The 13251-nt window shown below is 71.2% G+C and carries 10 protein-coding genes; 6 read left to right on the plus strand and 4 right to left on the minus strand.

Annotated elements, in window-relative coordinates; genetic code table 11:
• Positions 1-19: 19 nt before the first annotated feature.
• The gene (locus ACFPYL_RS05885; protein ID WP_379151589.1) at positions 20-2437 is read left to right on the plus strand and encodes a hypothetical protein; all 2418 of its coding nucleotides are present in this window, start codon (positions 20-22) and stop codon (positions 2435-2437) included.
• Positions 2438-2441: 4 nt separating this feature from the next.
• On the opposite strand, the gene ACFPYL_RS05890 is transcribed toward ACFPYL_RS05885, so the two are convergent.
• The gene (locus ACFPYL_RS05890) at positions 2442-3485 is read right to left on the minus strand and encodes a TNT domain-containing protein (protein WP_379151591.1); all 1044 of its coding nucleotides are present in this window, start codon (positions 3483-3485) and stop codon (positions 2442-2444) included.
• Positions 3486-3671: 186 nt separating this feature from the next.
• Between ACFPYL_RS05890 and ACFPYL_RS05895 the strand changes: the two genes are divergently transcribed.
• Entirely contained in the window at positions 3672-7289 is a 3618-nt protein-coding gene (locus ACFPYL_RS05895; protein ID WP_379151594.1) for a heterodisulfide reductase-related iron-sulfur binding cluster, read from the plus strand.
• Between the two features lie 59 nt (positions 7290-7348).
• Positions 7349-8317, plus strand: a complete 969-nt coding sequence (locus ACFPYL_RS05900; RefSeq protein WP_379151597.1) for a hypothetical protein — start codon at positions 7349-7351, stop codon at positions 8315-8317.
• Here the strand turns inward: ACFPYL_RS05900 and ACFPYL_RS05905 are convergent.
• Positions 8299-8562 carry a hypothetical protein gene (locus tag ACFPYL_RS05905; protein ID WP_379151600.1) on the minus strand — a complete coding sequence of 88 codons (264 nt, stop codon included), beginning with the start codon at positions 8560-8562 and terminating at the stop codon, positions 8299-8301. The genes ACFPYL_RS05900 and ACFPYL_RS05905 overlap by 19 nt on opposite strands.
• Positions 8563-8572: 10 nt before the next feature.
• Entirely contained in the window at positions 8573-10303 is a 1731-nt protein-coding gene (locus tag ACFPYL_RS05910) for a sodium:solute symporter family protein (protein ID WP_379151603.1), read from the minus strand.
• A gap of 217 nt (positions 10304-10520) precedes the next feature.
• Between ACFPYL_RS05910 and ACFPYL_RS05915 the strand changes: the two genes are divergently transcribed.
• The 3 genes from ACFPYL_RS05915 to ACFPYL_RS05925 all read left to right on the plus strand — a co-directional run bounded on the left by ACFPYL_RS05915 (position 10521) and on the right by ACFPYL_RS05925 (position 12160).
• On the plus strand, positions 10521-11057 hold the full coding sequence (locus ACFPYL_RS05915) for a pilus assembly protein HicB (protein ID WP_379151605.1): 537 nt from the start codon (positions 10521-10523) through the stop codon (positions 11055-11057).
• A gap of 78 nt (positions 11058-11135) precedes the next feature.
• Positions 11136-11957 carry a DUF4097 family beta strand repeat-containing protein gene (locus tag ACFPYL_RS05920; RefSeq protein WP_379151608.1) on the plus strand — a complete coding sequence of 274 codons (822 nt, stop codon included), beginning with the start codon at positions 11136-11138 and terminating at the stop codon, positions 11955-11957.
• Between the two features lie 47 nt (positions 11958-12004).
• Positions 12005-12160 (plus strand): hypothetical protein, encoded by a 156-nt coding sequence (locus ACFPYL_RS05925; RefSeq protein ID WP_379151611.1) that lies wholly within the window; start codon positions 12005-12007, stop codon positions 12158-12160.
• A 118-nt stretch (positions 12161-12278) separates the two neighbouring features.
• Here the strand turns inward: ACFPYL_RS05925 and ACFPYL_RS05930 are convergent, their stop codons facing one another.
• On the minus strand, positions 12279-13229 hold the full coding sequence (locus ACFPYL_RS05930; protein ID WP_379151613.1) for a siderophore-interacting protein: 951 nt from the start codon (positions 13227-13229) through the stop codon (positions 12279-12281).
• Positions 13230-13251 lie beyond the last annotated feature (22 nt).

The raw sequence follows: 13251 nt of genomic DNA on the forward strand, positions 1-13251 counted from the left end.
AACCTCCAAGGAGCCAGCCGTGCCTCGATCGCGTCCCACCCGCCGTCTCGTCGTCGCCATCTCCGCCGCCACGGCGCTGGTCGTCGGCGCCGTAGCGCTCGGCGGGGCCGCCGGGGTCCGCGAGGGCGGCCTCCAGTCGCGCTACGCCTTCGCCCAGAACGCGCTGGCCACCATGAAGGCCGACAAGAATGCCCTGTCCCGCGCCGGCGACCTCGGGAAGTCCACCAAGGACCCGACCACCGCCGCGCAGCGGACCGCGAGCGCGTCGTACGTCGAACGCGAGCGCCGGATGCCCGATCCCCAGCTGACCAGCGCCCGGGTCACGCAGCCGCGGACCCTGCACCCCGCGGACCGCTACGCGATGGCCAACGGTTGCTACACGCTGGCCGGCACCCCGATCTTCTTCAAGCCGACCGACCTGGGCGACTACCTGCTCTACGCCGCCGACCGGACGTTCGTCACCGCGGGCGGCAAGCGGGCGGCGACGCCCGGACCGTCGACCGTGTGGACCGCCCGGCGCTCCGGCGCCGCGATGACCTTCAGCAACAACGGCTCCCCGCTGACCATCGGTGGCGCCAGCGCGTTCCGCCTCACCCGCACCAGCGGCTGCGCCGCCTACCCGGAGTCGCAGATCGACATCTCCGGTCGCCCGCACGCCGGCGTCACGCCCTACCAGGAGGTGCGCGGCTACGTCGACGCGCACACCCACGGCATGGCCTTCGAGTTCCTCGGTGGCGCCGCCCACTGCGGCAAGCCCTGGGACCAGTACGGCGCGCCGTACGCCCTGGTCGACTGCCCCGACCACACGGCGACGGGCGGGTACGGCGGCGTGCTGGAGTCCGTCCTGTCGGGCCAGCCGCACCACGACCCGATCGGCTGGCCGACCTTCAAGGACTGGCCGGCCCCGGAGTCGCTGACCCACGAGGGCACCTACTACCGCTGGCTCGAGCGGTCGTGGCGCGGCGGCCAGCGGATCTTCGTCAACCTGCTCGTCGAGAACGACCAGCTCTGCAAGATCTACCCGCTGAAGCGCAGCCCGGAGTACGCCAAGTGCGACGACATGGAGTCGGTGCGCCGGCAGGCCAAGGACATGCGGGAGATGCAGGACTACATCGACGCGCAGTTCGGCGGGCCGGGCAAGGGCTTCTACCGGATCGTCACCAACCCCTTCCAGGCCCGCAAGGTGATCAACGCCGGGAAGATGGCGGTGGTCATGGGCATGGAGACCAGCGTCCCCTTCGGCTGCACGATGAAGCTCGACGTGCCGCAGTGCGACATCGGTGACATCGACGAGCAGCTCGACAGCCTGAAGCGGATGGGGCTGCGGCAGGTCGAGCTGGTCAACAAGTTCGACAACGCCCTGGCCGGTGTGGCCGGCGACAACGGAGCCGTGGGCGTCGCGGTCAACGCCGCGAACTTCCTGGAAACCGGCTCGTTCTGGGACATGCGGCACTGCGAGCCCGCCGACGGCGAGTCCCACGACCGCGACCAGCTCGCGGCGCCCGAGATCTCGGCCGAGCAGCAGGACGCGCTCTTCGGCGCCGTCGGTGAGCTCTTCTCGGCGCTGCACACCGCGCTGCCGGTCTACGGGCCCGCGCACCACTGCAACTCCCGCGGCCTGACCACGCTCGGCGAGCACACCATCGCCGGGCTGGCGAAGCGGCACATGATCTTCGACCCCGACCACATGAGCGTGAAGGCGCGGGCCTCGGCCCTCGACCAGATCGACGACCTCGGCTACCACGGCGTCGTCTCCAGCCACTCGTGGGCGACCCCGGACGCCTACCCGCGGATCTACCAGGAGGGCGGCTTCATCACGCCGTACGCCGGCGACTCGACGGGCTTCGTCGAGAAGTGGCGCACCCACGTCGGGTGGGCGGATCCCCGCTACTACTGGGGGATCGGGTACGGCGCCGACATGAACGGCCTCGGCGCCCAGGGCGACCCGCGCGGCACCGACGTGTCCAACCCGGTCACCTACCCCTTCACGGGTCTGGGCGGCGTCACCATCGACAAGCAGCACGCCGGCCAGCGGGTCTACGACATCAACGCCGACGGCGTCGCGCAGTACGGCCTCTACCCCGACTGGATCCAGGACCTCACCAAGGTCGCCGACAAGCAGAAGCGCGGCGACGGCGCCAAGATCGAGGACGACATGGCCCGCGGGGCCGAGGCCTACCTCCAGATGTGGGAGCGGGCCGACGGCGTCAAGCCCGACTCCTGCCGCAACCCGGGTCTGCGCAAGGGCGTCGGCCGGGTCAGCCACCTGCTGCGGCGCGGCATGACGACCACCGCCGTGATGAAGGCCGTCGGCCAGCCCTACCAGCGGCTCGGCTCGACGTACCGCTTCTGCGCGAAGAGCGCGACCGACCCGCGGGTCGTCGTCAAGGTGTCGTTCTCGAAGGGCGGCAAGGTCACCGCGGTCAAGAGGACCTGATCGGTCAGTAGATCGGGCCGACGAACTTGCCGGGGACACCCACCTGGACGGGCGGTTCCTGCAGCGCGTCCTCGATGCGAGCCTTCGCCAACCTGGCGAAGTCCGCGAGCGGCGTGGCGGTGACCGGCTGACGTCCGGTGGCCCAGAACGCGACGTCGTCGATGAGGACCACGGCGAGGTCGCCGAGCCGGGCCACCTTGAGGACCTTGAAGAACGAGCCGGGGCGGAAGACGACCTCGCGGTCGTCGGGCGCGGCCGAGAGCTCCTCGATCGCGCGGCCGCTGCGGCCGCTGATCGCCCACAGGCCGCGCACCGCGAAGTTCTCGGTGGCGACCCGCGGGTCCCGGGAGGTGGCGGTGACGCCCTGGGCGAGGATGGTCGCCCCCTCCTCGGGGAACGGTCCGGGCGGCAGACCGCGGAAGCTCAGGCCGGTCCAGGGCGGCAGCTTGTCCAACCCGTTGAGGAAGTCGACGAAACGCTGCGGCATCGGCTCCCCGATCGGGTCGAGGTAGCCCTGGTCGACGTACCACCGGATCGGCCGGTCGAGCACCACCATCGCTCCGCCGCCAGGCTGGCCGAACCAGGGCGCGGCGATCCCCTCCTGGACCTCCGGCGGGAAGGGACGCGCGAGCTGGAAGGCGAACCGGGCGGCGCCGACGTCGCTCGGCGGCTGCGAGCGTTGGGAGAACGGCGTGCCCAGCGCGTAGAGGTGGTGCCCGGTCTCCGGGCCGACGCAGTCGAGCAGGTCGCCAGGCTGCAGCTCTGCGGGGGCGGGGCGCTCGTTGCGAGCACGGCTGCGGGCGAGGAGCTCGGCCGCCGTGCGTTCTCCGCGGGCCTGGTCGGCCGCGGAGAACGCGGCGCCGACCCGGTGCAGGGGTGTCGCCCGGAGGCGGGTGATCAGCTGGCTCGCCTCGTCCTGGGTCGCGACCTCCTCGTACACACGGAAGCTCCGGCGGCCGAACGCGCCGACGAGGTGCCGCTCCTCTCGCCGGACGACGAGCCACTCGCCCTCCGGCGGAGTCACGGTGCCGGCTGCGTCGTCGGACATGCCGGCGTCCTACCCCGTTCCTCCGGGCTCGGAACCTGCCCGGAGCCTGCCCCGAAGTTACCTACGGGTAGGATTCTTCTCACGCCCGGACGGGACTGACGCCGCGATCCACGGGGAACTAGGCTCACGGCGCGCCGTACGGCGTCGCACCCGCCCGACTGCCGCCGCTCGAGGGAGTCCCGCTCCATGCAGATCTTCGCCATCGTCGTCTCGCTCGCCATCACGGTCGTCGCCGTGGCGGCCATGGTCGTCGCCGTCCGGGGGATGCTCGCCGTCCTGCGCCAGGGCCAGGCAGCGCCGGGCCGCAGCGACGCGAAGGGGGCGCGCACCCTGACGATGCTGAAGGAGACGTTCCTCCACACCCGGATGCTCCAGTGGCACTGGGTCGGGATCATGCACTGGTTCGTCTACCTCGGCTTCATCGTGCTCAGCACGGCGGTCTTCACGGGCTACTTCCAGCTGTTCGACCCCGAGTTCGTGCTGCCGGTCCTCGGTCACTTCTTCCTGTACGAGTGGGTGTGCGAGGCGCTCGGCGTGCTCAGCACCATCGGCATCGTCTTCCTGATCGTCTACCGCCAGAAGCACCACCCGCGGCTCGAGGGTCGCAACAGCCGCTTCTTCGGCTCCACCTTCTGGCAGGCCTACTTCGTCGAGTTCATGGCGCTGCTCGAGGGCTCCGCGATCCTCTTCATCCGCGGCGCGGAGTGGAAGCTCGACGACGACGCGACCCGCTTCCACTACCCGTTCAGCTCCTACCTCGGCGACCTGCTCTACCCCGACGGCCACGACGCGCTCGAGAACATCGTCGTCCTCATCGCGATGATCAAGATCCTCTCGGCGATGGTCTGGCTGATCGTGATCGCGCGGAACCTCACGATGGGCGTCGCCTGGCACCGCTTCACGGCCTGGTTCAACATCTGGTTCAAGCGCGACGCGACGGGCCGTACGGCGCTGGGCGCCCTCAAGCCGCTGACCTCCGACGGCAAGGCGATCACCCTCGACGACATCGACGACCTCGACGAGGACTCCACCCTCGGTGTCGGGTCGATCAGCGACTTCAGCTGGAAGGGCATCCTCGACTTCACGACCTGCACCGAGTGCGGTCGCTGCCAGTCGCAGTGCCCGGCCTGGAACACCGAGAAGCCGCTGTCGCCGAAGCTCCTGATGATGGGGCTGCGCGAAGCGGCGTACGCCGGTGCTGCCGCCGACGGCGAGGAGCCGCGCGCGCTGATCGGCAAGACCGACGCCGAGGCGGCGGCCGGCGCCGGGACCGAGGTCACGGACTGGTTCTACAACCCGACCGACGGCGACTTCGTCATCGACGAGGACGTGCTGTGGTCCTGCACGTCGTGCGGCGCCTGCGTCCAGCAGTGCCCCGTCGACATCGAGCACGTCGACCACATCGTCGACATGCGCCGCTACCAGGTGCTCGTCGAGTCGAACTTCCCCGCCGAGCTCAACGGCCTCTTCAAGGGCCTGGAGAACAAGGGCAACCCGTGGAACATGTCGGCCTCGGCCCGCATGGACTGGGCCAAGGGCCTCGACTTCGAGGTGAAGGTCGTCGGCGAGAGCATCGAGTCGCTCGACGAGGTCGACTGGCTCTTCTGGGTCGGCTGCGCCGGCGCCTACGAGGACCGCGCGAAGAAGACCACCCGCGCCGTCGCCGAGCTGCTGGACATGGCCGGCGTCTCGTTCGGCGTCCTCGGCAACGGCGAGACCTGCACGGGCGACCCGGCCCGGCGCGCGGGCAACGAGTTCGTGTTCCAGGGCCTCGCGCAGCAGAACGTCGAGACGTTCCAGGAGTACAAGGTCAAGAAGGTCGTCTCGACCTGCGCCCACTGCTTCAACACGCTCAAGAACGAGTACAAGGAGTTCGGCGTCGAGCTCGAGGTCGTGCACCACACCCAGCTGCTCAACCGGCTGGTGCGCGACGGCAAGCTGACCCCGGTCCAGGACGGCGACGGCGCCCACAAGCGCTCCATCACCTACCACGACCCCTGCTACATCGGCCGCCACAACGGCGTCTACACGCCGCCGCGCGAGCTGCTCCAGATCCTGCCCGGCGCCGAGTTCGTCGAGATGGAGCGCAACTCCGAGCGGTCCTTCTGCTGCGGCGCCGGCGGTGCCCGGATGTGGATGGAGGAGAAGCTCGGCGAGCGGATCAACGTCAACCGCACCAAGGAGGCCGTCGGCACCGGCGCCGACCAGATCGCGGTCGGATGCCCCTTCTGCCGGGTGATGCTCTCCGACGGCCTCACCGCCCAGCAGGCCGCGGGCGAGGCGCGCGAGGAGGTCGAGATCCTCGACGTCGCGCAGATGCTGCTGGCGTCCGTGAAGGGCGAGATGGCCACCAAGCTGGCGCCCGGCGCCGGTACGACGGCCGCCCCGGCCGCCCCCGCTGACAAGGAGGCGCCTGCCGAGGAGCCTGCCGAGAAGTCGGTCGAGACGAAGGCCGAGCCCGAGGTCGGCGACGAGACCATCACGGAGGACACGGTCGTCGAGACCGAGGACGCCGGTCCGGCCGCCAAGGCCTCCGGCGGCTCGTCGCTCTTCGACGACGCCCCCGCGCAGGACGAGTCCGCCGAGGAGGCGCCGGCCGAGGAGGCGCCGGCCGAGGAGGCGCCGGCCGAGGCGAAGCCAGCCGCGTCGGGCGGCTCGCTGTTCGACCTGGGCGGCGATGACGCCCCGGCCGAGCCCGAGACGAAGACCGACCCGGAGCCGGAGAAGGAGCCGGAGAAGCCCGCCGCCCAGCAGGCCGACCTCAGCTCGGGCGGCTCGCTCTTCGACGTGGGTGGCGACGAGCCGGCCGCGGAGAAGGAGCCGGAGAAGACCTCCGAGCCGGAGCCCGAGCCGGAGCCCGAGGCAGCAGCCGAGCCGGCCGAGCCTGCGGCGAAGCAGGCCGACCTGGGCTCCGGCGGCTCGCTCTTCGACATCGCGGCCGACGAGCCCGCCCCGCCGGCCGAGGCGCCCGCCGAGCCCGAGCCCGAGCCCGAGCCCGAGCCCGAGCCCGAGGCAGAGGCGGAGCCGGAGGCGAAGTCCGAGCCCGAGCCGGAGCCGGCCGCCGAGGAGAAGCCCGAGAAGGCGGACGAGCCGAAGGCCGAGGCCGCTCCCGCGGCCGAGCCGACCGCCTCCATCCCCGAGGGCGGATCGCTGTTCGACATCGCCGCCCCCGAGCCGGCGGCTGCCCCGGAGCCGAAGGCCGAGACCCCCGCCGAGCCGGAGCCCGAGCCGGAGGCGAAGTCCGAGCCCGAGCCGGAGCCCGAGCCCGAGCCGGAGCCCGAGCCCGCCGCCGAGGAGAAGGCGGACGAGCCGAAGGCCGAGGCCGCTCCCGCGGCCGAGCCGACCGCCTCCATCCCCGAGGGCGGATCGCTGTTCGACATCGCCGCCCCCGAGCCGGCGGCTGCCCCGGAGCCGAAGGCCGAGACGCCCGCCGAGCCCGAGGACGAGCCCGAGGCGGAGCCGGAGCCCGAGCCCGAGCCCGCCGCCGAGGAGAAGGCGGACGAGCCGAAGGCCGAGGCCGAGCCGGAGCCCGAGGACGAGGTACCGGCCGCAGTCCCGGACGGCGCCGCGCTCAGTGCCGCAGCCACGGCCGCCGCCAGCGACGACTCGGCCGAGGAAGCCGATCCCGAGCCGGCGCCGGAGCCCGAGGCGAAGGCAGAGACCAAGGCGGACCCCGACCCCGAGCCCGAGGAGAAGCCCGAGCCCGAGCCCGAGGAGAAGCCGAAGCCCGCCGCCAGCGGCGACGCGCACGAGCCGAAGACCGACGTCGACATCCACGGCGCCGGGTCGCTCTTCGACCTCTGACCTCGGCCTCCCGGGCAGCACACATCCGGGCGTAGCGTCGGCTCCGAACAGGAGTCGACATGGATCCTCGTGAGTACCGCGACGCGCGCTGGCACTCGCTGCTGCGCGCGGCGGAGGATCTCGGGGTGGATCCGGAGGCCGCACCGGGACTGGTCGAGCAGGTGCTGGTCCGGGAGCAGCGGCGGATCAGGCGCGCTGAGGACCCCGACCCGCTGGTGCACGCGGCCCTCGCCGACGCCGTCCTCGGGCCGCCGTCACCGGTGCCGCGCGAGCACGGCCGCCGTCGGCTCGCCGTCGCCGGACTCGCCACGGCACTGGTCGCCGTCGGCGTCGTCCTCGCCCTGACCCGGCCGGAGCCACCGCCGACCGACCACCTGCGGGCCGACCAGATCCCGTCGCTCTTCGGGTACGACGGCGAGGCGGCGCGCGCCCTCCTCGAGAAGCGCGGGCTGGAGGTGTCGCTGCGGCCGTTCCGCTCCTGCGAGGTCCGCGACCGGGTGGTCGCCAGCGCGCCGGCGGCCGGGGCGGCGTACGACCGCGGCGATCGTGTGGTCGTCTACACCGCACTGCCGGCCGACGTCTCCTGCCTCACCGACTACGGCGAGCGGGAGGTCGCGTGGCAGCTGCTCGACTTCGCCAACGGGCACGGGAGAGCGCCGGCCTTCGCGCCCCAGGTCTCCGTCTACTCGGGAGACGCCCCGCGCGAGGTCCTCACCGGCGCCGCCGCGGCCGACCCGGACGCGTGGCGGGAGTCAGGCGTCCTCGAGGCGCTGCACGCCGCGTCCTCGGAGGTGGAGCTCGTGGAGGAGCACCCGCTGACGTACGCCGTGCCGGCCGTGCGCGTGGTGCGCGCGAGCGACGGCTTCGGGACCTGTGCCGCCCCCGACCCGACGACGGCCGGGCCGGCCGACGTCATCACCTTCGTGGTGAGGTCGGCCGACCGGACCGGGTGTCCGTTGCGGCTCGAGGTCGGCCGCGACGACGACCGCCGGATCGAGAGCGTGACGCTCTACCCCGCGTCGTCCTGAGCCGGAGCCGGGGCGTCGTGCTCGGGCACGACGACCGGACGCAGGCGTGCCCAGATCAGGAACGCCGCTCCCATCACGAGCATCACGACGCCCGCCCAGAGGTTGGCGTTGACGCCACCCGTCTTGTCGAGCTCCTTGTCGCCGAAGATCCCCATCAACGTGAGGATCACGCCGTACGCGCCGATCAGGCCGCCGATGATGTTGCGGATGTCGAAGGCACCTGCGGTGTGCTGGTTACGTGGCATGACAGGCTCCTCAGAAGATCACGTTCAGGATGATGACCAGCACCAGCGCGATGCCGGCGAGCGGCAGGGTGCGCTGGTACCACGGACGGCCGGCCTCGTCCGGATCGACGAGGTCCTCGCGTGGGGTCTCCGAGTAGACCAGGCCGCGGAGCTCCTCCACGGGCTTCGGCTTCGTGAAGCCGGAGACCGCGATGCTGAGCACGACGTCGACGACGAACGCCGCACCGGCGGCGACGAACGACGCTCCCTGGCCGCTGATGCCGATCCAGCCCTGGCTGAGGGACCCGAGCGCGTCCTCGCTGGCGATGCCGACGATCACCGCCGCCACGGTGCCGGACACGAGGCCGACCCAACCGGCGGTCGGCGTCATCCGCTTCCAGAACATACCGACGATGAAGGTGGCGAAGAGCGGTGCGTTGAAGAACCCGAACAACGTCTGGAGGTAGTTCATGATGTTCGTGTAGTTCGACGCGAGGGACGCCGTGAAGATCGCGATGATGACGGCCACCACGGTCGCGATCCGGCCCACCAGCAGGTAGTACCCGTCGCTGCGGTCCTTGACGATGTAGCGCTGCCAGAGGTCGTAGCTCCACACGGTGTTGAAGGCCGAGACGTTGGCCGCCATACCGGCCATGAACGCCGCCAGCAGGCCGGCGATCGCCAGGCCCAGCAGGCCGTTCGGCAGGATGTCGCGCATCAGGTAGAGCAACGAGTCGTTGTAGGTCACCCCGTCCCCGGACGAGCCGCCTGGCACCGCTTCTCCCGCCTTCACCTGCGCGACCTCGTGGACCAGGACGGCGGCGATCATGCCGGGCAGGATCGTGATGAAGGGGACGAACATCTTCGGGTAGGCGCCGATGATGGGCGTCTTGCGCGCCGAGGAGATCGAGTTGGAGGCCATCGCCCGCTGGACCTCGACGAAGTTGGTCGTCCAGTAGCCGAAGGACAGCACGAAGCCGAGGCCGAAGACGATGCCGACGATCGACCAGAAGTCGGACGTGAAGCCGGTCAGCGCGTTGCCCGGCCAGGAGTTCAGCTGTTGCTCGGCGGGAGCGATCGTGTCGGGGTGGGCGCCGGCGGCCGAGGTGATGCCGTCCTTGAGGCCGTCCCAGCCACCGACGCGGTGCAGGCCGATCAGGGTCAGCGGCAGCAGCGCGGCCACGATCACGAAGAACTGCAGGACCTCGTTGTAGATGGCGGCACTGAGGCCACCGAGCGTGATGTACGAGAGCACGATGATCGCCGCGACGATCAGGGCCACCCACAGCGGCCAGCCGAGCAGCGCGTGCACGATGCTCGCCAGCAGGAAGAGGTTGATGCCCGCGATCAGCAGCTGCGCGACGGCGAACGAGATCGCGTTGACGAGGTGCGCCCCGGTGCCGAACCGCCGGTACATGAACTCCGGCACGGAGCGGACCTTCGAGCCGTAGTAGAAGGGCATCATCACGACGCCCAGGAAGAGCATCGCGGGGATAGCGCCGATCCAGAAGTAGTGGACCGTCGGGATGCCGAACTGGGCACCGTTGGCCGACATGCCCATGATCTCGACCGCGCCGAGGTTGGCGGAGATGAACGCCAGACCCGTCACCCAGGCCGGCAACGAGCGCCCCGAGAGGAAGAAGTCGAGCGAGTCGGAGATCTGCCGTCGGGCGAGAACACCGATCCCCAGGACGACCGCGAAGTACATGAAGATCATCAGGTAGTCGACGAACTTCGCGTCGATGATCGTGCTGGCCATCACCGTAGGACTGGCCAAAACTGTCGGACTCGACATCTAGTGCGCCTTTCGTGCACCGATCCGGTGGCGGGCACCCGGAAGGACCATCGGACCTCGTGCCCAGCCCCCGCGCCCCACAAACCCCTTCCGTCCATCCGGTGCCGAACTCCGCGGCATCGTGACGCACGATGACGTCACATGACACTTGACGTGACGTCACGATGATGTCATCGTGGTGCACATGGACATCACCCCGTACGTCGAGAGCCTGCGTCGCGACCTGCTCGCCGCCGCGGACGCCGCCGGCCCCGAGGCCCGCGCCGCGACCGAGCGACTGAGCTACGCCCTCGACCCCGCCGCGCGGCTGGCCCTGATGGAGGCCATCTCGCAGGCCGCCGCCGAGATCACCGCCGAGCTCCCGGACGGCGGCGTCGACGTACGGCTCAACGGTCGCGAGCTCGAGTTCGCGGTGCACGCACCGCCCACGGTCGCACCGTCGGCCCCGACGCCGGCGCCGGTGGACGTCGACGAGCCCGAGGACGACGGCAGCGTCGCCCGGATCACCCTCCGGATCCCCGAGTCGGTCAAGGCCAAGGCCGAGGAGCTCGCCAGCAGGTCGGGCCACTCCCTCAACACGTGGCTGGTCAACATCGTCCGCGGCGCGACCCGGGAGGGCGCGATCAACGTCGACATCGACCTCTCCAGCATCCCGTTCGCCACCGGCGGCGACCCGTTCGGCGGCAAGCGGCCCGGCAAGCGCATGTCCGGCTGGGTCTAGGCACGACCCGCTACCCCTCCTCCGGGACCGGCACCGCCGGCCCCGTGGACGAACACACCCCACACCAGGAGCACCGTCATGACCCAGCACAGCTTCGACACCCCCAAGCCCGTCGAGCTCTTCGTGGAGATCGCCAAGGGCACCGTCGACATCACCGCGACCGACACCACCGAGACCCAGGTCGAGGTCACCGGCCGCGACGCCGAGCAGACGATCGTCCGCGAGGACGGCGAGCAGATCTCGGTCATCGGGCCGAAGCGCGGCGGCCTCTTCGGCGGCGAGTCGCGCCTCGACGTACGCATCACCGTCCCGGCGGGCAGCAACCCGGTCGTCCGGACCGGCAGCGCCGACATCACCGTGCACGGCACGGTGGGCAACGCCAAGGTCCGCAGCGGCTCCGGCGACGTCCGGCTCGACGTGGCCACCGGCCCGCTGCTCGTCGAGACCGGCTCCGGCGACATCCGGATCGAGGCCGCCCACGAGGCGCTCAAGATCAAGAGCGGGTCCGGCGACATCGTCATCGGCCAGATCGACGCCGTCACCTCGATCTCGACCGGCTCCGGCGACGTCCGGATGGCCACCGCCCACGGGCAGACCGTCGTCAAGACCGGGTCCGGCGACCTCGAGGTCGGCGACGCGACCCGCGACGTCTCGCTGACCACCGGCTCGGGCGACCTGGTCGTGAGCCGGGCCCACCGGGGCAAGGTGAGCGCGAAGGGCGCCTCCGGCGACGTCCGGATCGGGATCCCTGCCGGCGTCCCCGTGTGGACCGACATCACCACTGTCACCGGCGCCATCCGCTCCACCCTCAGCGGCACCGGTCAGCCCGAGGCGGGCGCCGACCACGTCGAGGTCCGGGCCCGCACCGTCAGCGGCGACATCGTGCTCGCCGAGGCCTGACCAGCTCCACCCACCCCCACCCGCACGCGCACCAGAGGAGAATTGTCATGGAGTACAGCAACGTCATCCTCGACGCCGAGGCCAACCGTCAGCAGATCGCGGAGCGGATCGCCCGCGCCGCCACCCCGCGCATCTCGTCCACCTCGCACCGGCACCTGCTCGCCCAGCGGCTGCGCCGCCTCGCCGACCGCGTCGACAACTGAGCGACGAGGTGGTGGTTTCGAGGCTCGGAGCTAGCGCTCCTCGCACCTCAACCACCGCCATCGGTGGTTGAGGCGCGAAGGCCGCCAGGCCTGAGCCTCGAAACCACGGCAGCCGCGGTCAGGACTGCATCGCGACGCCGCGGCGCCAGTAACCCATGAAGGCGACCTGGCGGCGGTCGACACCGAGGTCCTTCACCAGGACCCGGCGCAGGCCGGTGACGACGGCGGACTCCCCGGCGATCCAGGCGTAGACGTCGTCCAGGTCGTGGCCGACCACCGAGGTCGCGGCGTCGACGTCCTCGCCCGAGGAGGAGTACGTCGGGGTCTCCCACAGGTCCGGGTCGACCTCCTCGACCTCCTCGACGGGCGCACCGCCGACACCGAGGTGGTCGAGCACCGCCTGGTGCAGGCGGGCGCCGTGGTCGTCCTCGTCGCGGGCCAGCCAGACCACCTCGACGCCCTCGGGGTGCTGGACGGTGAGGATGTCCGCCGCGGTCGGGACCTCGAGGAAGGCCGCGCCGACGGCGTCGTGGCGCAGCTGGCCGAGGATCGCGCAGACCGCCGGCACGGCGGTCTCGTCGCCGACGAGCAGCAGCCGTCGCGCCGTGCCCGGCTCGAACTCGATGCCGCCGTAGAACTGACCACGCCGGGGAGCGATCACCACGAGCCGGTCGCCGACCGCAGCGCGCGCGGCCCAGGCACAACCCGGGCCGGGCTCGCCGTGGTCGTCGGGGTGGACGACGATGTCGACCACCAGCCGCGTGTCCGCACCCTCGCCGCGCACGTCGCGGATCGTGTAGGTGCGCATGTGGCCGCGCTCCTCGGCCGGACGCTTCAGCCAGGTGTCGTACCAGGAGTCGTCGGCGCCCTCGAACGACGGGGCGGGGCCACCGGGCACGCCCGGGAAGACGAGCTTGATCCGCTGGTCGTACGACGGTCCGTCGACGCCGTACTCGGCGAGGCAGGCTCCACCGAGCTCGGCCCGGACGAAGGCGGGCGAGAGCCGGTCGACGCGCACCACCTCGACCTCGTCGAGGATCATCGGCAGCGGCTGCTGGGTCGTGGTCATGAAGTTAGGCTAACCTAACTTC

The sequence above is a fragment of the Nocardioides hankookensis genome (genome assembly GCF_042658885.1).
GTDB classification, from domain to species: Bacteria; Actinomycetota; Actinomycetes; order Propionibacteriales; family Nocardioidaceae; genus Nocardioides; species Nocardioides hankookensis.

Excerpts from the sequence above, each read along its gene's own strand:
- ACFPYL_RS05930 (WP_379151613.1), bottom strand. The coding sequence starts at position 13,229 with ATGACCACGACCCAGCAGCCGCTGCCGATGATCCTCGACGAGGTCGAG.
- ACFPYL_RS05915 (WP_379151605.1), top strand. The coding sequence starts at position 10,521 with ATGGACATCACCCCGTACGTCGAGAGCCTGCGTCGCGACCTGCTCGCC.
- ACFPYL_RS05895 (WP_379151594.1), top strand. The coding sequence starts at position 3,672 with ATGCAGATCTTCGCCATCGTCGTCTCGCTCGCCATCACGGTCGTCGCC.
- ACFPYL_RS05900 (WP_379151597.1), top strand. The coding sequence starts at position 7,349 with ATGGATCCTCGTGAGTACCGCGACGCGCGCTGGCACTCGCTGCTGCGC.
- ACFPYL_RS05890 (WP_379151591.1), bottom strand. The coding sequence starts at position 3,485 with ATGTCCGACGACGCAGCCGGCACCGTGACTCCGCCGGAGGGCGAGTGG.
- ACFPYL_RS05905 (WP_379151600.1), bottom strand. The coding sequence starts at position 8,562 with ATGCCACGTAACCAGCACACCGCAGGTGCCTTCGACATCCGCAACATC.
- ACFPYL_RS05920 (WP_379151608.1), top strand. The coding sequence starts at position 11,136 with ATGACCCAGCACAGCTTCGACACCCCCAAGCCCGTCGAGCTCTTCGTG.
- ACFPYL_RS05925 (WP_379151611.1), top strand. The coding sequence starts at position 12,005 with ATGGAGTACAGCAACGTCATCCTCGACGCCGAGGCCAACCGTCAGCAG.